Here is an 18,506-nt window from a genome sequence, read left to right as displayed (position 1 = left end):
TAAATCACCTCAGAGCCACTGCAGGCTTTTCCAGGACTGCCCGGCACGTCGCATCGGCCTTTAGGAACGACGTGTCTTTGCTGCTGTTAAGCGGCAACTGGTAATCGATTTGGCAACGCTGCCCGGAGCCCTCCCCCCACTTCACCATCAACTCTCCCGCAGGCTCCAAGCCCCGCAGGAAGATGCGGCCGCCCTGCCCCACCATGGACAGGCTATTACCCTTGGCATCCAGCACCTCGGCTCCCAGAGGGATAACCTCACCGTCGTCTCGCTTCACGGTCATCAGCACCGCCACACCGCTCACGGTCGGGTACTTGAGCATGACGATGGAGCCGAAGCGCGGCGCCACACTCTGGGAAGTAACCTGCAGTTCGACATCCTTGGAGGTGCCTTTAGGGTCGATCTCGATATCGTTCTGGCGATATGGGGTCAGGCCGCCCACGACGGCATAGCCATTGCTGGCCACCTTGGCGCCGACGTTGGAGTTGATGGCCGCGCCTTCGGCACCCTTGGCCTCGAGGACGGCGAGGGTCTCACCCTGGTTCTGGCTGAAGTTGATACCGCCGGGGTGTACGACGATGGAGCCGCGCGCGCCCACGCCCGCTTGTTTGTAGCCATCGCCGCCACTGGCGTTGGCGTTGTAGACGGCGTATGGCGAGTTGTAGGTGACGCTACCGCCGCCGTTGTACTTGCGATCACCATCGGTCTTGTTGCCAGAGCCATACACGGAATAGCTGAGCTGGCGTTGTTCCCCCGTGGTGCCACTGAGCGTGGTCTGGACCGCGTTGTTCTTGTTGTCTGTGGCGTTGACGTTGGTCGTCAACGACAGGGGGTTGCCACTGTCCGTGCCAATTGGAACGTTGACACTGAGCATGTAGGTATTCTGGTAGTCACCGCTGTTCAGGTTGTCATTCTGGTCATTTCTGCCGTTGCTGACCGAACGGCCAACGCTGGTCCGCGACGCACTCAGGTTGACTGTTCCCCAGCTGAAACCAGTGCTGTAGCCGGCCTGGAAACTGGTGTCGGTATCGCTGCGGTTCCAGTAGTTCTGCTTGGAGCCGCTGAAATACAAGGAACTGCGCTCGCCCACTGGCTGGTTGAGGGTCAGTTGGTAGCGGTTGCGCTGTCGATCGAACTCATACCGCTCGCTCAAGCGGCCCCACACCTGGGCGTAATCCTGCAAGCTCAAGTAGTTCTCACTGTTGAAGCGATAGGCCGCGATGGTCATGTTGGTGGAGGTGGCCTCCAGCAACTTGCTGTAGGTCAGCCGGTAGCTCTGGCCACTCATGTCGGGCTTGATGCCGTAGCGCTCGGTAGGCAGATCGGTCGCATGTGACTGGGTAACGTCTGCCGCTAAAGCCCCCAACGGGGTACTGAAGGCGAGGCCACCCTGGGCGGCCTGGTAGGAGTTGGCAACGATGCCGCCGGTGTACGCCGTCATGAAGTTGTTGAGGCCGTATTGGTAAGTGCCCTGGCCGAAGTTCGGCTCACGGTCGAGGGTCTTGTCGTGGTATTGGCCGGCTGTCGCGCTATAGCGGGACACGCCCGGGCGGACCAGTTGCCCAATGGAGGCATAGGGCACCAGGAAGGACTTCACGCGACCGTCAGCTTCAGTGATCTCTACCGTCAGGTCGCCGGCGTAGCCAGTGTTGAACAGGTCGTTGATCTCGAATGGGCCGGGCGCCACGGTGGTTTCGTAGATGACGTTCTCACCCTGCTTGATCCGCACCCGCGCATTGGTTTCGGCTACACCGCGAATATCTGGCGCGAAGCCGCGCTGGGAGTCCGGGAGCATTCGGTCGTCGCTGGCCAGCTGGACGCCGGTGAAAGGCACCGAATCGAACAAGTCGCTGGGAGTGTAATACTGGCCCGCGGTGAACTGAGACTTCAGGCTGGTGATGTCGCGCTGGGCATAAGTGCTGATGGACTGGTAGCTGCTCTGCGTTGGGCTACCGTCGGTCTTGCCATGGTTGTAGGTGCCGTTGTAGCGCAGGCGCCAGTCGGACAGGTTCATGCCGGCGTTGATGCCGGCATAGCTCTGGGTGGAATTGGAGCCGTGGCTGTCGGTGCGATACAGGTTGGTGTCGTAGTTGAGGAAACCGGCAGTTACTCCGCCGTCCCATTGCGACGGGTCCACGTAGCCACGGACCTGACGGCCAACGTAGAGCTGCGGAATGGACACACGGGCCGTCAGTTCGGAGAGGTCGACGTCGATCTTGCCGTCCGGGACGACGGCGGCGAAGTCAACGCAGTCACCGGTGATGAGTTTCTGGTTCTCTGCTGGCAGCTTGCTGACAGCGACGCCCAGCTCGGGGAATTGCGCCGCCTTGACACAATATCGGGAGGTCGCATCCTTGCCGCTGCCATTGGCTACGGCAGTTATCGGCATGCGACCGATCCAGGAATCATTGACGTAGACGTCCAGCCGGTAGGTGCCCGGCTCCACCGGCGTGCCATTCTCGAAGCGCGAGACATCCACGCTGGGGCTGCTGCCGCCATTGTCGAAGAAGTTGGGGTTGAACGCGGCGAAGGAGGGTGAATCATGGAGAGTGCTGGGGGACGTACCCTTATCGGCAGTATCTGCCGCCAGGGCAGAGCCACTTCCGAGCATCAGCAAGGCGCTCACCACCAGGCCGCAGCCAACGGCGACCGGCGAGGACGCATGGTCTGCGATTGCGGCAGCCAGTGATGACCGCCTGAACTGCAGGAAGTATGTGCCGTGCTTCAGATCCATGGTTTTTCTCCAGTAGTCCGTCTTTCTCGGGACGAACAAATCCTTACCGCGCGGAATGCCAGGCGGCGGAACCTTGTCAGGTTGAATGCAACTGGCCGGACTCAATCCGGCCATGCTCAGGTAGCGGGTATCAGAGGGCGCTCTCGTGCTGGCTCAATGCGCCGTAGTCCGTTACCCATTGATAGTCGACCTTCGCACCGGCGCCCGGTTGGCCCGTGAGGCTCGGCAGAGGGAAATCCATGCTGCTTCCCGGAGCGACCATCTTCACGTCGTCCTTGCGCACGTCGTAACTTCTGCCGCCAGCGACAAGCTGAACACTGGCAAGCGAGACGTGGAATGCACCGTTGTTGCGGGCGCGGATGACGTAACCAGTGCCGTTCTGGACGACCGACCAGTTCAAGTTTTCAGCGGCCTGGTTTGGGTTGCCCTCCAAACCGTCCGGGCGATAGAAGATCTTCATCCGCGAACGCACAGCGACCTGCAGGAAGTTGGATTCCTGATCCTTGGGCATGGGCGGAACGTCCAGTACGTTCAGCCAGAATACGGTTTCCTGCTTTCTGGAGGCTGCATCATCGCCGGTGTAGACCAGACGCAGGGTTTGCCCCTTCTTGGCTTCGACACGGGTGATGGGAGGCGTGATCAGGAAGGGACCATCGGCCTTGTCGGCGGGAAGCTTTTCGTTGCCCTTGTCGACCCAGGCCTGAACCAGGGACGGCTGTTCACCGATGTTGGTCATCTTGATGGAGACTTCCCGGTCCTTGGCGGGATAGACGACACGCGACCCCTGAATCACGATGCCGGCTTGCGCCAGGCCAGCCCAGAACACGGTCGCGGCCAGGCCGCCGGCCAACCACAGGGATTTGGAAATCAGACTTGCCATTACACGATCACCCTTGAGATCCGGGAGAGGAGCGAGGTGGCAGCTCCCCTCCCGGGTATTGCGAACTACTAACGCCGGAATCGACGAAGACCGATCAGTAGGTCAGGGTCCAGTAACCAACGGTCTGCAGCTTGCCCGCGGTGGCGGAGCCGGCCTTGGAGTAGTACTGGGCCAGATACTTCAGGGAGTAACTGCCATCGGCGGCCGGAGTGAACTTGTAGCCGGTGTCGGTGTTGATGTTGATGGCGGCGCCGGTCGGGTCGAGCAGGCGAACGGTCGCGTTGGTGCCCGCCACGGTGTTGGCCAGCGTGCCGGCACTGTCGACTTGGCCGGTGATTTCCCACTTGGCGGTCGTGGCGGAAACCGGGCAGTTGGTCAGGTTGAAGTTGACGGGCGTGTTGCCAGCCCAGCTTTCAGCACCGGCCAGGGCGCTCTTGTTGACGGTCGGCAGGGTCACGTCGACCACGGCGGCGCCTTGCTTGCCGTTCACTTCGCAGGTCTGGTCCAGGACTTGGCCAGTGAAATTGACCTGGGCGTCGTAGGCGAAAGCGCCGACGGATGCGGAGGAGAGAATTGCGGCTACCAGCAGCTTTTTCATGTTGTTCACTCAGCAGTGTGATCGGGATGCAGGGGGACTCGCTCCCGATCGATTCAGGCCACAACAGTGTTCCCCGTGGCATTTCGCGCTGCCTAGAACGCTGGCAAGCGACCGGGTGAATTCTGCGGGCGCCAACATATTTACGCTGTCAGCCGGGGCGCTAATACCATCCGGAATAGTCCGAACGAAAAAGAGGAATTCCTACACACTAGGAGCGACTGGTGATGACGCGGAACTACGGCGCACAGAAACAAAAAAGGCCGCCTCTCTTGCGAGAGACAGCCTTTTCTTCGGGCAGCTACCGGGCAGCAATGGCCCGGCGGGTGATCAACCGATCTTGTTGCCGTGAGCCTGTTGGTCAGCGTGGTACGAGGAGCGCACCAGCGGCCCGGAGGCGACGTTCTTGAAGCCCATCTTCTCGCCTTGCTCGGCAAACCAGGCGAAGGTGTCCGGGTGAACGAAGCGCTGCACCGGCAGGTGGTTACGCGAGGGCTGCAGATACTGACCGAGGGTCAGCATATCGATGTCGTGCTCGCGCATGCGCTGCATGACTTCGATAACTTCCTCGTCGGTTTCGCCCAGGCCAAGCATCAGGCCGGACTTGGTCGGTACGTGCGGGACCATCTGCTTGAACTTCTGCAGCAGGTCGAGCGACCACTCGAAATCGGAACCCGGGCGGGAGGATTTGTACAGGCGCGGGGCGGTTTCCAGGTTGTGGTTGAACACATCCGGCGGCTCCTGGGCGGTAATTTCCAGGGCGATGTCCATGCGGCCGCGGTAATCCGGGACCAGGGTTTCCAACTGCACACCAGGGGACAGCTTGCGGATCTCGCGCAGGCAGTCGGCAAAGTGCTGGGCGCCGCCGTCACGCAGGTCGTCGCGGTCCACCGAGGTGATCACCACGTATTTAAGACGCAGGTCGGCGATGGCGATGGCGAGGTTGGTCGGCTCGTCGACGTCCAGCGGCTTGGGACGGCCGTGGCCGACGTCGCAGAACGGGCAACGACGGGTGCAGATGTCGCCCATGATCATGAAGGTGGCGGTGCCGCCGGAGAAGCATTCGCCCAGGTTCGGGCAAGAGGCCTCTTCGCAGACACTGTGCAGCTTGTGCTTGCGCAGCAGCTGCTTGATGCGGTCGACCTCGGGGGAGACAGGGATGCGCACGCGAATCCAGTCGGGCTTCTTCGGCAGTTCGTCGGTGGGGATGATCTTCACCGGAATGCGCGCGACTTTCTCTGCGCCGCGCAGCTTGACGCCGACTTCCACCTTGCCCGGCTTGGCGGCCGGGGCAGCCTGGCCGGAGTTCTCCACAACAGTGCTCATCTAGGTTAGATCCCGCCCGTTAGGGTCTTCTGTGCCGCGTAGCCAAGGCGTTCGACGAGTTCGCCACGCAGGCGCTCGCGCACATCGGCCAATGCGATGGGGCCAGCCAGCTGACTGAGCTGGGTCATGGCCATGCCTGCGTAACCGCAGGGATTGATGCGTCGAAAGGGTTCCAGGTCCATGTCCACGTTGAGGGCCAGGCCATGGAAGGAGCGGCCGTTGCGGATGCGCAGGCCGAGGGACGCGATCTTCGCGCCGTCTACATAGACGCCCGGAGCATCGGGTTTGGACACGGCTTTGACGCCATAACTGTCCAGCAGTCCGATGAGGCTCTGCTCGATGCGCGAAACCAGTTCGCGCACGCCGATGCCGGAGCGGCGCACGTCGAGCATCAGGTAGGCCACCAACTGGCCGGGACCGTGGTAGGTCACCTGACCGCCGCGGTCGACCTGAACGACCGGAATATCGCCGGGAAACAGCACGTGTTCGGCCTTGCCGGCCTGGCCCTGTGTGAACACTCGCTCGTGTTCGAGCAGCCAGACTTCATCGGGCGTGACCGGTTCGCGCTCGGCGGTGAAGCGCTGCATGGCGTGCCAGGTCGGCTCATAGGGGCGAACGCCCAACTCACGAAAGTGAAGAATACCCAGCTCGCCGCCCAGCGTGTCGCCCATCAGAGCACCATGTGGACGCGACCGGTGGCGCGCAGGTCTTTATGGATACTCTGCAGTTGGTCGACGCCGGTGGCGGTGATCAGCACCTGCACGGACAGGAAGCGGCCGTTGCGGCTGTCACGGGTGACCAGGGTGGTGATATCGAGGTCCGGCGCGTGGCGCTGGATGACTTCGATGACCAGATCGGAGAAGCCTTCACCGGCATCGCCGATGACCTTGATCGGGTAGCGTTCGCAAGGGAACTCGATCTTCGGTGCGGGCTGATCATTCTCGGTATTGAGAGGATCGACAGAATCAGGGGTATCAGTCATGGCTCTCGCGGGCGGGTGGCCCGCCTCCGCATGAGCGCCCTGGATGGGAGCGCTCCGGGTGGATCGGACGGCGGCTGCCGGGCCACGGGGGGACCGTGCAGTCGCAGGCGGGCATTTTACCCGAGTTTGCGACTGCGCGGGCGGGTCAATCCCGACCTTGTATACAAAAGTGCAAGGCCAGGACAGGCGGTCAGTTGAACAGACCGAAGAAGAACAGGCGGATGCTGTCCCAGATGCGGCGGAAGAAGCCGCCTTCTTCCACGGCGTTCAGGGCGACCAGGTCGGCGGTGCGGACGACCTTGTCATTCAGCTTGACCTCGACCTTGCCGATGACCTGGCCCTGCTGGATCGGCGCCATCAGGTTCGGTTCGACGACCATGTTGGCCTGCAGCTGCTTGAGCTGGCCGCGCGGCACGGTCATGGTCAGGTCTTCGGACAGGCCGGCTTTGACTTCGTGCTCGGAACCTTTCCAGACCATGGCCTTGGTCAGCTCGGCGCCCTTCTTGTAGAAGGTCTGGGTTTCGAAGAAGCGGAAGCCGTAGGTCAGCAGCTTCTGGGTCTCGGCGGCGCGAGCCTGCTCGCTGTTGGTGCCGAACACCACGGAGATCATGCGCTGGCCGTCACGCACGGCGGAGGCTACCAGGCAATAGCCAGCTTCGTCGGTGTGACCGGTCTTCAGGCCGTCGACGGTCTTGTCGCGCCACAGCAGCAGGTTGCGGTTGGGCTGCTTGATGTTGTTCCAGAAGAATTCTTTCTGCGCGTAGATGGCGTAGTGGGTCGGCTCACCGTAGATGATGGCGCGGGCCAGGGTCGCCATGTCCTTGGCGGACGAGTAGTGGTCCGGGTTGGGCAGGCCGGTGGCGTCCATGAAGTGGGAGTTGCTCATGCCCAGCTTCTGCGCGGTGGTGTTCATCATGTCGGCGAAGGCATCTTCGCTGCCGGCGATGTGCTCGGCCAGGGCGACCGAGGCGTCGTTGCCGGACTGGATGATGATGCCGTGCAGCAGGTCGCTGACCGATACCTGGGAGCCGAGCTTGAGGAACATGCGCGAACCGCCGGTGCGCCAGGCGTGCTCGCTGACGGTGACCAGATCGGATTCGGCGATACGGCCGCCTTCGATTTCCTGGGTGGCGATGTAGGCGGTCATCAGCTTGGTCAGGCTGGCGGGCGGCAGGCGCTCGTCACCGGCGTTTTCGACCAGGATGTTGCCGCTGGCGCCGTCCATCAGCACCCAGGCCTTGGCCGCGAGTTGCGGGGCGGCGGGAACGACTTCCGCTGCCCAGCTGGCCACGGGGGCGCTGAACAACACGAGCAAGGACAGGCGTTTGGCGAAGTTGAAGATATTCATCCGTCTCTCTGGGGTTCACTAAGGGTCAAACAATCCCCGGGAGGGGAACTCGATGCCAGGGCCTCTGCGGGCCGCGGCGGCGCGTGCGGTGGAATCTCAGTCCAGGCGCACGAGCTTGGGTTGGCCAAGGTTGGCCACGCGGATGCTGTCCTGCATCCGGCTTGCTTCATCCTGCGTTCCGATCGGCCCCAGGCGCACCCGGTACAAGGTCTGCTGGTTGACCACGACCGAGCTGATAAAGGATTTCGCCCCCGTCAGGCCGCCGACCTTCTCCTTGAGAAGCTCCGCAGCGTCCGGGTTGGCGAAGGCACCCACCTGGAGATACAGGCCATCGGCTGGTAATGAAGCGTTTTTTTTTGAGTCAATCTGGACCGGTGCCACGGGCACGGCGTGCTGTGCCGGCGGCGGGGTGTAGGTTTCGATGGGCTGGGCCATGGCGACCGCCTGCGGCTGCGCGGCGGCAGGCTGCGAGGCCATCTTCGGCAGGGCCATGATCATCGGCGGCTGCTTACCCTGCGACGCCCACCAGCGGTCAGGGTCGATGCCCTCGACCTTGACGTGGGCGGTGCCGGTCTCGGCGTAACCCAGCTTCTTGGCAGCGGCGAAGGACAGGTCGATCACCCGGTCGGAGTAGAACGGGCCACGGTCGTTGACACGCACGATGACGCTCTTGCCGTTGTCCAGGTTGGTGACGCGCACGTAGCTGGGCAGCGGCAGGGTCTTGTGTGCGGCGGTCATGCCGTAAAGGTCGTACTGCTCGCCGTTGGCGGTGGCTTGCCCGTGGAACTTGGTGCCATACCAGGAGGCCGTGCCGGTCACGCTGTAGGCACTGGCGTTATTGAGCGGGTAGTAGGTCTTGCCCAGCACGGTATAGGGGTTGTTCTTGAACGGACCGTTGTGCGGCATCGGCACGGCATCGGGGATGCGCGATACGTCCACGTCCCACCAGGGCGCGCCGTCACGGTGCGGGCGGTTGTAATCATAAGGGCCGGAAATACCGCTGCTGGCGACCGGTTGCTGCTGCGGCGCGCGGTTACCGGTACAGCTGGCGAGGAACACGGTGCTCAGGCCAACGCAGGCGGCCAGCGACCAGAGGCCGGGACTTGCGATTCGCTTGCTCAATGGACACCTCGCGCCTTGGCGATTTCGCCGGCCAGCTGATGGACCGCCATGGCATACATGGCGCTGCGATTGTAGCGGGTGATCACGTAGAAGTTCGGCAGGCCGACCCAGTATTCGGTGCCTTGCGCGCCTTCCAGGCGCATGGCGGTGACCATCAGGTCGTCACGAATCACGTCATGGGTACGCCAGCCCTGGGAGCGTAGCTGACCAAGGTTCATCTGCGGATCCAGGCCCTGGGTGAGCGCGTCTTCGGCGGATGAAGTGCCGATGTCCGCCTGCGATACCACCGGCTCACCGGTGTGCCAGCCGTGCTGCTTGAAGTAGTTGGCGACGCTGCCGATGGCATCGGTGGGGTCGCTCCAGATATTGATATGGCCATCACCGTCGAAGTCCACGGCATAGGCACGGAAGCTGCTCGGCATGAACTGCGGCAGGCCCATGGCGCCGGCGTAGGAGCCGGTCAGGCTGAGCGGGTCGACCTGTTGTTCACGGGCCAGGAGCAGGAACTGCTTGAGCTCCTTGCGGAAGAAGTCGGCGCGTGGCGGGTAATCGAAGCCCAGGGTGGACAGCGCGTCCATCACCTTGAAGTTGCCGGTGTTGCGGCCAAAGAAGGTCTCGACGCCGATGATCGAGACGATGTACTGGGCCGGCACGCCGTATTCCTGCTCGGCGCGGGCCAGCGCCTCGGCGTGCTGGTTCCAGAAGTCCACGCCGCGGTTGACGCGCGCGTCGGTAACGAAGATCGGCCGGTATTCCTTCCAGGTCTTCACCCGTTCAGCGGGACGGGAGATGGCATCGAGGATCGATTGCTTGCGTTCCACGTCATGAAAAAGGCCCATGAGCTGCTCGCCGGCGAAGCCGTAGTCACGGGTCATCTCGCTGACGAACTCGGCAACCTGGGGCGAACCATCGTAGTCGCCCGCGCCAGCGACACCGGACATACCGATCGCCCCCGCGATTCCGACCCAATGCACCCCCCTGGCAGCCCAGGCGCGCAGTACTTGCATTCCTTTTTTCACTCTTGTCATCAAACCTGGGCGATCCACTTGCGATGGGTGTGGATCGACATCAAAACACCGAACCCTGACATCAGGGTCACCAGCGAAGTTCCGCCGTAACTAATGAAGGGCAGCGGCACCCCCACCACTGGCAACAACCCGCTGACCATACCAATGTTGACGAACACATACACGAAGAAGGTCATGGTAATGCTGCCCGCGAGCAGCTTGCCGAACAGCGTCTGCGCCTGCGCCGTGATCACCAGCCCCCGGTAGATCACCAGCAGGTACAGCACCAGCAGGAGGCAGACCCCGACCAGGCCGAACTCTTCGCCGAGCACGGCAATGATAAAGTCCGTGTGGCTTTCGGGCAAAAAATCCAGATGGGATTGCGTACCCAGCAGCCAGCCCTTGCCGAAGACGCCACCCGAACCGATGGCCGCTTTGGACTGGATGATGTTCCAGCCACTGCCCAGCGGGTCGCTTTCCGGGTCGAGGAAGGTCAGCACGCGCTGCTTCTGGTAGTCGTGCATGACGAAGTACCACATACCCACGGCCACCGGCACCGCAGCCGACACGGCCATGATGATCCAGCGCCAGCGCAGGCCGCCGACGAACAGCACGAAGGCGCCGGAGGCGAGTACCAGCATCGCGGTGCCCAGGTCCGGCTGTTTGAGGATCAGCACGAAGGGCACCACGATCAGCGCCAGGCCCACCACACTGTGCTTGAAGCCGGGCGGCAGCGAACGCTTGGAGAGGTACCAGGCGATGGTCATGGGCATCAGCAGCTTCATGAATTCCGCCGGCTGGAAGCGGATCACCCCGGGAATGTTGATCCAGCGGGTCGCGCCCATGGCGTTGTGGCCCATCACGTCCACTACCACCAGCAGCGCCACACCGATCAGATAGCCCAGCGGCACCCAGCGGGCGAGGAAGCGCGGTTCGATCTGCGCCAGCACGAACATCGCGCCCAGGCCCATGCCGAAGGACGAGGCCTGCTTGATCAGCAGGTCCCAGCTCTTGCCGCTGGCGGAGTAGAGGACGAACAGGCCGACCGAGCCGAGGGTCAACAGCAGCAGGAGCAGCAGGCCGTCGATATGCAGGCGCTGCAGCAGGCTGGAGCGGCGCTTCATCACGTCTTCGCTGGACAGCGTGCGGTCGAAATTACCGTTCTTGGTCATGGTTTGGGCGCCTCCGCCGTGGTCTGCGGTGCGTATTCGGGTTTGAGCTTGCCGCTTTCGTCGAGCAGCCAGGCGTCGGTGACTGCCTTGAGCACGGGAGCGGCGACGCCGGAGCCGGACTCGCCGTTCTCCACCATCACCGCCACGGCGATCTGCGGGTTATCCGCCGGGGCGAAGCCGACGAACAAGGCGTGGTCGCGGTGACGTTCGAGCACCTTGGAGCGATCGTATTTCTCGCCCTGCTTGATCGCGACCACCTGGGCCGTACCGGATTTACCAGCGAGGCGGTAGACAGCGGTAGCACCGACCTTGCGTGCCGTGCCGCGAGGGTTGTGGACCACCTGCTGCATGCCGTTGTCGACCAGATTCCAGTTGTTCGGGTCCTTGAGCACGATGTCAGGCATCGGCTCGGGGTCGACCGGCGGTTTACCGTCGATGGTCATGGCCAGGTGCGGGCGGATCCACTTGCCCTTGTTCGCCAGCAACGCCGTCATCTGCGCCAGTTGCAGCGGCGTGGACTGCATGTAGCCCTGGCCGATGCCGAGAATCAGGGTTTCGCCGGGGAACCAGGCTTGTCGACGCATTGCACGTTTCCACTGGCGCGAGGGCATCAGGCCTTCCGCCTCGCCGTACATATCCAGGGAAACGCGCTGGCCGAAACCGAACTCACTCATGTAGTCGTGCAGACGATCGATGCCCAGCTTGTGGGCCAGATCGTAGAAGTAGGTGTCGTTGGAACGCATGATCGCGGTTTCCAGGCTCACCCAACCGTCGCCGGAGCGGTTCCAGTTACGGTACTTGTGGTCGTAGTTGGGTAGTTGGTAGTAGCCGGGGTCGAACACGCGGCTGGAGGGCGTCACCACCCCCGCATCGAGGCCGGCAATGGCCACCGCCGGCTTCACCGTCGAGCCCGGCGGATACAGACCACGCAGCACGCGGTTGTACAACGGGCGGTCCTCGGAATCGCGCAGCACCGCGTAATCCTTGAAGCTGATGCCGGTGACGAACAGGTTGGGGTCGTAGCTCGGCTGGCTGACCATGGCCAGTACGTCGCCGGTGGACGGCTGGATCGCCACGATGGCGCCTCGGCGGCCGGCCAGTGCGGTTTCGGCGGCGGCCTGCAGCTTGCTGTCGATGCTCAGGACGATATCGCGACCGGAGATCGGTTCGGTACGCTTGAGCACCCGCAGTACGCGGCCACGGGCGTTGGTCTCGACTTCCTCGTAGCCCACGGTGCCGTGCAGCGCGTCCTCGTAGAACTTCTCCACGCCGGTCTTGCCGATGTGGTGGGTGCCGGAATAGGCCACCGGGTCGAGCCGCTTCAATTCCGCCTCGTTGATCCGCCCGACATAGCCGACCGAGTGGGCAAAGTGCTCGCCCAGCGGGTAATGGCGAACGAACTGCGCGGCCACGTCGACGCCATTGAGGCGGTACTGGTTCACCGCGATGCGGGCGATCTGCTCTTCGGACAACTCGAACATGATCGGCACCGGCTCGAAAGGCCGGCGCCCCTGCTTCATGCGCTTCTCGAAGATGGCCTTGTCTTCCTCGGTGAGGCCGAGGATTTCCACCAGAGTCTTCAGCGTTTCCTGCAGGTTCTCGGTGCGCTCACGGGTGATGGTCAGGCTGAAGCTGGGGCGGTTGTCGGCGATGATCACCCCGTTGCGGTCGAAGATCAGCCCGCGGTTGGGCGGAATCGGCTGCACGTGGACGCGGTTGTTCTCCGACAGCGTCGAGTGATAGTCGTACTGCGTCACCTGCAGGTGGTACATGCGCGCCACCAACACCAGGGCGAGCAGGAAGATCGCTACCCCGCCGACCATGACGCGGGCGCGGACCAGGCGGGCGTCCTTCTCGTGGTCCTTGAGCTGTATCGGCTGCGGCATCGAAAACGGCTACGACTACTTGTGGTAGGGGTGCCCGGACAGAACCGTCCAGGCGCGGTAGATCTGTTCGCCAACCAGAATGCGCACCAGCGGGTGCGGCAGGGTCAACGGCGACAGCGACCAGCGCTGCTCGCTGCGCGCGCAAACCTCCGGCGCCAGGCCTTCCGGCCCGCCGACCATGAGGTTCACAGTGCGCGCGTCCAGGCGCCAGCGGTCGAGCTCCTGCGCCAACTGCGGGGTGCTCCAGGGCTTGCCTTCGACTTCCAGGGTGACGATGCGCTCCCCAGGCTGGACCTTGCTCAGCATGGCCTCGCCTTCCTGGCGGATCAGCCGCGCCACGTCGGCATTCTTGCCACGCGTGTTCAGCGGGATTTCCACCAGTTCCAGGGACAGCTCCGAGGGCAGGCGCTTGACGTACTCTGCCCAGCCCTCTTCCACCCAGCGCGGCATGCGCGAGCCAACCGCGATCAGACGCAGACGCACGACAGGATTACTCGGCGCTGTGGTGCGCGCGGCTCTGCTCGGCGCCTTGCCACAGGCGTTCCAGGTCGTAGAACTGGCGGGTAGCCGGCTGCATGACGTGGACCACGACGTTGGCGAGGTCGATCAGCACCCATTCGCCGCCTTCCTGGCCTTCGCTGCCGATTGGGCGCACGCCCTGTTCCTTGACCTTTTCCAGCACGTTATCGGCCAGGGACTTGACCTGACGGCTGGATGCGCCGGTGGCGATGACCATGACGTCAGTGATGCTGGTCTTCTCGCGCACGTCGATGACGGTGATGTCCTGCGCCTTGAGATCTTCCAGGGCGGCGATGGTCAGTTCGACCAGTTGTTCGGTTTGCATGTATGACTCTCTAACTTGATCAGTGGGGCGCCTGGTACAGGCCGTGCGCCTCGATGTAGTTCAATACCGCATCCGGCACCAGGTAGCGCACCGAGCGCCCCTGCGACAGGAGTTGGCGGATCTGGGTGGCGGATACTGCCAGTGGCGTCTGCCAGACGAAAGTGATCTGCCCGGCGGGGCCGGTCATCGCCTTCGGGTCGGCAACACTGCGCGCCGCCAGCAGGTCGCGCAGGTCTTCCGGCGGCTCGCTGTCGGCATCCGGGCGCTGCAGCACGACGATATGACTGTGCTCCAGCAACTCTTCCCAGCGATGCCAGGTCGGCAGGCCGCAAAACGCGTCCCAGCCAACCAGCAGGAACAACTGGTCCTGCTCATCCAGCTCCCCACGCAGCGACTCCAGGGTGTCGATGGTGTAGGAGGGTTTGTCACGCTTCAGCTCGCGGTCATCGACCACCAGCGGGGCCACACCGGCTACCGCCAGTTCGACCATCGCCAGCCGCTGCTCCGGTTTCACCTGGGGGGTGTCGCGGTGCGGCGGGCGGAAGTTGGGGATCAGGCGCAACTCGTCGAATTCGAACTGCTCGGCCATCTCCAGCGCACTGCGCAGGTGACCGATGTGCACCGGGTCGAAGGTGCCGCCGAACAGACCGACACGACGGGAACGCGCCTTGTTCATCAGGTACGCACGTGTCCGTCGCCGAACACCACGTATTTCTCGCTGGTCAGGCCTTCCAGGCCGACCGGGCCACGGGCATGCAGCTTGTCGGTGGAAATGCCGATCTCCGCGCCCAGGCCGTACTCGAAACCATCGGCGAAGCGGGTCGAAGCGTTCACCATGACCGAGGCCGAGTCCACTTCGGTGAGGAAGCGCCGGGCGTCGGTGAAGTTCTCGGTGATGATCGCGTCGGTGTGCTGCGAACCGTAGGTGTTGATGTGCTCGATGGCCGCGCCGAGGCCGTCGACGATGCGGATCGACAGGATCGGTGCGTTGTACTCGGTACGCCAGTCTTCCTCGGTGGCTTCCAGTACATCGGTTCCCAACAGTGCGCGGGTGGCGGCGTCGCCACGCAGCTCCACGCCCTTGTCGCGATAGATGGCGGCCAGCGGCGGCAGCACGCGGGCGGCGATGCCGGCGTGAACCAACAGCGTCTCCATGGTGTTGCACGGCGCGTAGCGCTGGGTCTTCGAGTTGTCGGCAACGCGGATGGCCTTGTCCAGGTCAGCGGCGATGTCGATGTAGACGTGGCAGATGCCGTCCAGGTGCTTGATGACCGGCACCTTGGCGTCACGGCTGATACGTTCGATCAGGCCCTTGCCACCGCGCGGGACGATGACGTCGACGTACTCGGGCATGGTGATCAGAGCGCCGACGGCGGCACGGTCGGTGGTTTCCACCACCTGCACGGCGCTGGCCGGCAGGCCGGCCCGGGCCAGGCCGGTCTGGATACACGCGGCGATCGCCTGGTTGGAGTGGATCGCCTCGGAGCCGCCGCGCAGGATGGTCGCGTTGCCCGACTTCAGGCACAGGCTGGCGGCGTCGATGGTCACGTTCGGGCGGGATTCGTAGATGATCCCCACCACGCCCAGGGGCACGCGCATCTTGCCCAGCTGGATGCCGGACGGCACATAGCGCATGTCGCGGATCTCGCCGATGGGGTCCGGCAGCGAAGCGACCTGGCGCAGGCCCTCGATCATGTCGTCTATGCGTGCCGGAGTCAGGGCCAGACGGTCGAGCATGGCCGGCTCCAGACCGTTGGCACGGCCATTGGCCAGATCCTGTTCGTTGGCTTCGATCAGCTGGGCGCGAGCGGCGTCCAGGGCATCGGCGGCGGCCAGCAGGGCTTGGTTCTTCTGCGCGGTCGTGGCGCGCGCGACAACGCGCGACGCTTCACGGGCGGCGCGGCCCAGGCGGCTCATATAGTCGAGAACGGACTCGGTCATGATCAAACGCGTCTGCGTGAGGGAAATGCGCAAGTATAGCGGGAGCGCACCCTCAGCGGCCAGCCACAGCAGCCGGCCGGTCAGCGACGCGCTTCGCGTAACGCCAGCACCCGCCATCCCCTGCCCACCGGTTACATCCGACACTCCCCGTCCCTCCCCGCCGCCCGAAGGTTGGGTAAACAAATTCGTATCCGCTGTTTACCTTGCTCGGGGGCCGTTGCCACTTTTCCTTGGCCATGAATAAAGGGCAACGGACCACGCGGCTAGTTGCCCCCGCCGTGCTCGCATGCCAGGGAATCAGGCCAGGGAAGAACAACAAGAGGCGGCCCACCGCCGGAGAACTGCCATGCGCTATCGCACCGATTACAGCGCCCAGTCCCTGACCGCCGCCCCGGCGGTGCTGGAACTGGACGGTTGGCAACTGCACTACCAGGCCTTTTCTTCGCAGGAGGATGACACCCGCCCCCCCGTCCTGCTGCTGGGCGGCGCGTTCCAGAGCTTCCGTTCCTTCGCCAGCGAGGTCTCGGAGCTGCTCGCCGGGCACCCGGTGATCCTGCTCGACCTGCCCAGCCAGGGCGGCAACCTGCAACTGGCGCCACAGCTGAGCCTGGAGGACCTGGCCGACCTGATCGCCGCCTTTGCCGAAACCCTGCAACTGCCGCCGCTGATGCCCATCGGCCTGTCCTACGGCTCGGCCCTGGCCGCGCTGTTCGCCGCCCGCCATCCGGCGCGCTGCGGTCGTCTGCTGCTGGCCGGCATCACCGCCTTTGGCCGCCCCGGCGCCCGAGCCCTGCTGGTGGAGGCCCTGGCGCGCCTGGAGCTGGGCGAGCAGACGCCTTTCGCCCACGGCGTGCTGACCGGTCTGATCAACCCGCTGCGCCTGGCCGATACCGGCGTTTCCCCGGTATTCCGCAAGGCCCTGCTGCGCCAGTTGCAGCGCCTGACCCCGGCGGAGATAGAACGCTACCGGCAGAACAGCCAGCGCCTGCTGGCCTTCGGCGGCTTCGACCGCCACCCGCAATGCCCGACCCTGGTGCTGGCCGGCGAGTACGACCACTTCACCCAGCCCTGGGAGCACGCCGAATTCGCCCACGCCTGCGCGGACGCCGAGTTCGCGCTGATCCACAACGCCGACCACCTGGCGCAGTTCGAGCGGCGCGATGCCTGCGCGCGGCTGTACAACCCCTTCCTGCGTGGCGAAGCGCTGCCGCGCAGCGCCGCTGGAAGCACGCGCTTCCAGCACCAGCAGCTGTTGCACCTGGAACGTCGCTTCGAGCCACGCCTGGCGCCGGCCGACTGCCGAGCCGTACTGCGCAACGGTGAAGGCGGCGAATGGTGCTGCGAGTTGACGGAACTGGGGTATTTCGGTGGGCTGATCCGCGTCGAACTGCCGATGGATCGCCCGTCGCGCGGCTGGAAGCTGGCCGCCGCCGGACTGCCGGAGCTGGATATCCTGCCGCTGCGCTACAGCGGCGAAGGTCTGGCCTTCATCTTCGCCCACGGCGACCCGCAGGCCAGCGCGGCGCTGGCGGCGATGGTGGTGCCGATGCAGCAGGGGGCTTGTGCGGCTTGATAGCCTGGTTGCCAAGACGCTCCTGAGTTCGGGCTGATTCCCTCTCCCTAGCCCTGGCTGCGCGTAGCCAGGGCTAGGGAGAGGGAAGCTAGTGGCACTGGCGTCACACGCAGGCATGAAGCCCGACTATTCGCGAGCAAGCTCGCTCCTACAGGTCGCGGATACGCTGCAGCTGCTTTTTGGTAGGAGCGAGCTTGCTCGCGAACGGCCCAGCTCAGAACCTAAACCCGCGCCTCGATCACCCGCACCAGGCTCGGCATTCGCCCTTTAGCCAAGCCCAGCCCCGCGCCATCCACCTGCGGATCGAGCACATCCACCCGGCCGAACCCGCACCCCATGAACGCCTCCTCAATCTCGGCAGCGCTGCGGTAATGCAGTGGATAGCCGCCACGGGTCAGCCGGCCGATCAGCCCGACGCCCCAGCGAATCTGCCGGTAGCGCGGGTGTTCGCGCAGGTCGGGGTAGAGTTCGGTCAGATAGGTCGCTTCCGGGAATACCCTCAGGGCGGCCGCCAGGCGGCGCCAGAAACCCTCGATCACCGGGCGCTGGAAGTAATTCACCAGCCCCTCGGTGATCACCGCCACCGGGCGATCCGGGTCCAGTTCGGAGAACAGCGCCGCCAGGCTCTGCTCTCCCTGTTCGGCGAGGATATCCACAGCCCGCACGCGGTGCTTGCCGTCCAGCCAGCCCTGTTCCTGCAGCAGCGCGGACTTGCGCGCCGCCATGGGCGGAAGGTCGGCTTCGAGGTAGGTCAGCTGCGGATAGCGTTCACGGAAGCGCCGCCCTCGGGGCGAAAGCCCGCAGGCGATTTCCACCACCTGGGAAACACCGCGCAGTTCGATGGCCTGGGTCAGCCGGGCATCGATCAGCAGGTGACGTTGCAACAGGAAGTCTTCGATATTCAGCCCGAAGCCGATCCGCGCGCCCCAGTTGATCGGCGCCACACAGCCATGCACCCAGCGGCCGAACGCCGTGGCGAAGGCCGGGTCGGCAAGCTGGTGGCGATACCAGACGTAACCGGTGTAATGCGCGCTGGGGGTGATGTGGGCGCTGTCGGCCCGGATCCGTTCAGCCATGCTTAAGAATCTTGTTGTTA

The 18,506-nt window shown here is 64.0% G+C and carries 17 protein-coding genes; 1 reads left to right on the top strand and 16 read right to left on the bottom strand.

Features of this window, described 5'->3' with window-relative positions; translation table 11 throughout:
- Nucleotides 1–4 precede the first annotated feature (4 nt).
- The 15 genes from CTR55_RS13010 to CTR55_RS12940 all read right to left on the bottom strand — a co-directional run bounded on the left by CTR55_RS13010 (nt 5) and on the right by CTR55_RS12940 (nt 15,837).
- Nucleotides 5–2,734, bottom strand: a complete 2,730-nt coding sequence (locus tag CTR55_RS13010) for a fimbria/pilus outer membrane usher protein (RefSeq protein ID WP_296286744.1) — start codon at nt 2,732–2,734, stop codon at nt 5–7.
- 130 nt (nt 2,735–2,864) lie between these two features.
- Nucleotides 2,865–3,614 carry a fimbria/pilus periplasmic chaperone gene (locus CTR55_RS13005; RefSeq protein ID WP_296286743.1) on the bottom strand — a complete coding sequence of 250 codons (750 nt, stop codon included), beginning with the start codon at nt 3,612–3,614 and terminating at the stop codon, nt 2,865–2,867.
- Between the two features lie 94 nt (nt 3,615–3,708).
- Nucleotides 3,709–4,212 carry a fimbrial protein gene (locus CTR55_RS13000; protein WP_296286741.1) on the bottom strand — a complete coding sequence of 168 codons (504 nt, stop codon included), beginning with the start codon at nt 4,210–4,212 and terminating at the stop codon, nt 3,709–3,711.
- A gap of 327 nt (nt 4,213–4,539) precedes the next feature.
- Nucleotides 4,540–5,535 carry a lipoyl synthase gene (lipA, locus tag CTR55_RS12995; RefSeq protein ID WP_296286739.1) on the bottom strand — a complete coding sequence of 332 codons (996 nt, stop codon included), beginning with the start codon at nt 5,533–5,535 and terminating at the stop codon, nt 4,540–4,542.
- A 5-nt stretch (nt 5,536–5,540) separates the two neighbouring features.
- Nucleotides 5,541–6,194 (bottom strand): lipoyl(octanoyl) transferase LipB, encoded by a 654-nt coding sequence (gene lipB, locus CTR55_RS12990; protein ID WP_296287125.1) that lies wholly within the window; start codon nt 6,192–6,194, stop codon nt 5,541–5,543.
- Between the two features lie 11 nt (nt 6,195–6,205).
- Nucleotides 6,206–6,517 (bottom strand): DUF493 domain-containing protein, encoded by a 312-nt coding sequence (locus CTR55_RS12985; protein WP_296286737.1) that lies wholly within the window; start codon nt 6,515–6,517, stop codon nt 6,206–6,208.
- 190 nt (nt 6,518–6,707) lie between these two features.
- Nucleotides 6,708–7,865, bottom strand: a complete 1,158-nt coding sequence (locus CTR55_RS12980; RefSeq protein WP_296286736.1) for a D-alanyl-D-alanine carboxypeptidase family protein — start codon at nt 7,863–7,865, stop codon at nt 6,708–6,710.
- Nucleotides 7,866–7,961: 96 nt separating this feature from the next.
- Complete coding sequence (locus CTR55_RS12975; RefSeq protein ID WP_296286735.1) at nt 7,962–8,987, bottom strand: septal ring lytic transglycosylase RlpA family protein; 1,026 nt, start codon at nt 8,985–8,987, stop codon at nt 7,962–7,964.
- Nucleotides 8,984–10,006, bottom strand: a complete 1,023-nt coding sequence (gene mltB / locus CTR55_RS12970; RefSeq protein WP_296286734.1) for a lytic murein transglycosylase B — start codon at nt 10,004–10,006, stop codon at nt 8,984–8,986. The genes CTR55_RS12975 and mltB overlap by 4 nt, the downstream gene beginning before the upstream one ends.
- Nucleotides 10,007–10,014: 8 nt before the next feature.
- Nucleotides 10,015–11,118, bottom strand: a complete 1,104-nt coding sequence (gene rodA, locus CTR55_RS12965) for a rod shape-determining protein RodA (RefSeq protein ID WP_184594157.1) — start codon at nt 11,116–11,118, stop codon at nt 10,015–10,017.
- Nucleotides 11,119–11,162: 44 nt separating this feature from the next.
- A complete protein-coding gene (gene mrdA / locus CTR55_RS12960) occupies nt 11,163–13,052 on the bottom strand; it encodes a penicillin-binding protein 2 (protein WP_296286733.1) in 1,890 nt (629 codons plus the stop codon).
- A 15-nt stretch (nt 13,053–13,067) separates the two neighbouring features.
- The gene (rlmH, locus tag CTR55_RS12955; RefSeq protein ID WP_015475414.1) at nt 13,068–13,535 is read right to left on the bottom strand and encodes a 23S rRNA (pseudouridine(1915)-N(3))-methyltransferase RlmH; all 468 of its coding nucleotides are present in this window, start codon (nt 13,533–13,535) and stop codon (nt 13,068–13,070) included.
- A 7-nt stretch (nt 13,536–13,542) separates the two neighbouring features.
- Nucleotides 13,543–13,896, bottom strand: a complete 354-nt coding sequence (rsfS, locus tag CTR55_RS12950; RefSeq protein WP_045215138.1) for a ribosome silencing factor — start codon at nt 13,894–13,896, stop codon at nt 13,543–13,545.
- A gap of 19 nt (nt 13,897–13,915) precedes the next feature.
- Nucleotides 13,916–14,572: a nicotinate-nucleotide adenylyltransferase gene (gene nadD / locus CTR55_RS12945; RefSeq protein ID WP_296286731.1), complete on the bottom strand. Its 657-nt coding sequence runs from the start codon at nt 14,570–14,572 to the stop codon at nt 13,916–13,918.
- The gene (locus tag CTR55_RS12940) at nt 14,572–15,837 is read right to left on the bottom strand and encodes a glutamate-5-semialdehyde dehydrogenase (protein ID WP_296286729.1); all 1,266 of its coding nucleotides are present in this window, start codon (nt 15,835–15,837) and stop codon (nt 14,572–14,574) included. The genes nadD and CTR55_RS12940 overlap by 1 nt, the downstream gene beginning before the upstream one ends.
- A 346-nt stretch (nt 15,838–16,183) precedes the next feature.
- On the opposite strand from CTR55_RS12940, the gene CTR55_RS12935 reads away from it, so the two are divergent.
- Nucleotides 16,184–17,410, top strand: a complete 1,227-nt coding sequence (locus tag CTR55_RS12935; protein ID WP_296286728.1) for an alpha/beta hydrolase — start codon at nt 16,184–16,186, stop codon at nt 17,408–17,410.
- Nucleotides 17,411–17,631: 221 nt separating this feature from the next.
- Here CTR55_RS12935 and CTR55_RS12930 read toward each other — a convergent pair whose 3' ends face one another.
- Nucleotides 17,632–18,486: a class I SAM-dependent methyltransferase gene (locus CTR55_RS12930; RefSeq protein ID WP_296286727.1), complete on the bottom strand. Its 855-nt coding sequence runs from the start codon at nt 18,484–18,486 to the stop codon at nt 17,632–17,634.
- Nucleotides 18,487–18,506: the final 20 nt, after the last annotated feature.

The sequence above is a fragment of the Pseudomonas sp. genome (assembly GCF_002796985.1).
Classification (GTDB): domain Bacteria; phylum Pseudomonadota; class Gammaproteobacteria; order Pseudomonadales; family Pseudomonadaceae; genus Pseudomonas.
This window is presented reverse-complemented; position numbering and strand designations above follow the sequence as displayed.

What these genes read in the sequence shown, in the direction of transcription:
- CTR55_RS12980 (WP_296286736.1), bottom strand. Translation starts at nt 7,865, where the DNA reads ATGAATATCTTCAACTTCGCCAAACGCCTGTCCTTGCTCGTGTTGTTC.
- CTR55_RS13005 (WP_296286743.1), bottom strand. Translation starts at nt 3,614, where the DNA reads ATGGCAAGTCTGATTTCCAAATCCCTGTGGTTGGCCGGCGGCCTGGCC.
- CTR55_RS12985 (WP_296286737.1), bottom strand. Translation starts at nt 6,517, where the DNA reads ATGACTGATACCCCTGATTCTGTCGATCCTCTCAATACCGAGAATGAT.
- mrdA (WP_296286733.1), bottom strand. Translation starts at nt 13,052, where the DNA reads ATGCCGCAGCCGATACAGCTCAAGGACCACGAGAAGGACGCCCGCCTG.
- CTR55_RS13010 (WP_296286744.1), bottom strand. Translation starts at nt 2,734, where the DNA reads ATGGATCTGAAGCACGGCACATACTTCCTGCAGTTCAGGCGGTCATCA.
- lipA (WP_296286739.1), bottom strand. Translation starts at nt 5,535, where the DNA reads ATGAGCACTGTTGTGGAGAACTCCGGCCAGGCTGCCCCGGCCGCCAAG.
- CTR55_RS12940 (WP_296286729.1), bottom strand. Translation starts at nt 15,837, where the DNA reads ATGACCGAGTCCGTTCTCGACTATATGAGCCGCCTGGGCCGCGCCGCC.
- CTR55_RS12930 (WP_296286727.1), bottom strand. Translation starts at nt 18,486, where the DNA reads ATGGCTGAACGGATCCGGGCCGACAGCGCCCACATCACCCCCAGCGCG.
- nadD (WP_296286731.1), bottom strand. Translation starts at nt 14,572, where the DNA reads ATGAACAAGGCGCGTTCCCGTCGTGTCGGTCTGTTCGGCGGCACCTTC.
- CTR55_RS12935 (WP_296286728.1), top strand. Translation starts at nt 16,184, where the DNA reads ATGCGCTATCGCACCGATTACAGCGCCCAGTCCCTGACCGCCGCCCCG.
- CTR55_RS13000 (WP_296286741.1), bottom strand. Translation starts at nt 4,212, where the DNA reads ATGAAAAAGCTGCTGGTAGCCGCAATTCTCTCCTCCGCATCCGTCGGC.
- rodA (WP_184594157.1), bottom strand. Translation starts at nt 11,118, where the DNA reads ATGAAGCGCCGCTCCAGCCTGCTGCAGCGCCTGCATATCGACGGCCTG.
- rsfS (WP_045215138.1), bottom strand. Translation starts at nt 13,896, where the DNA reads ATGCAAACCGAACAACTGGTCGAACTGACCATCGCCGCCCTGGAAGAT.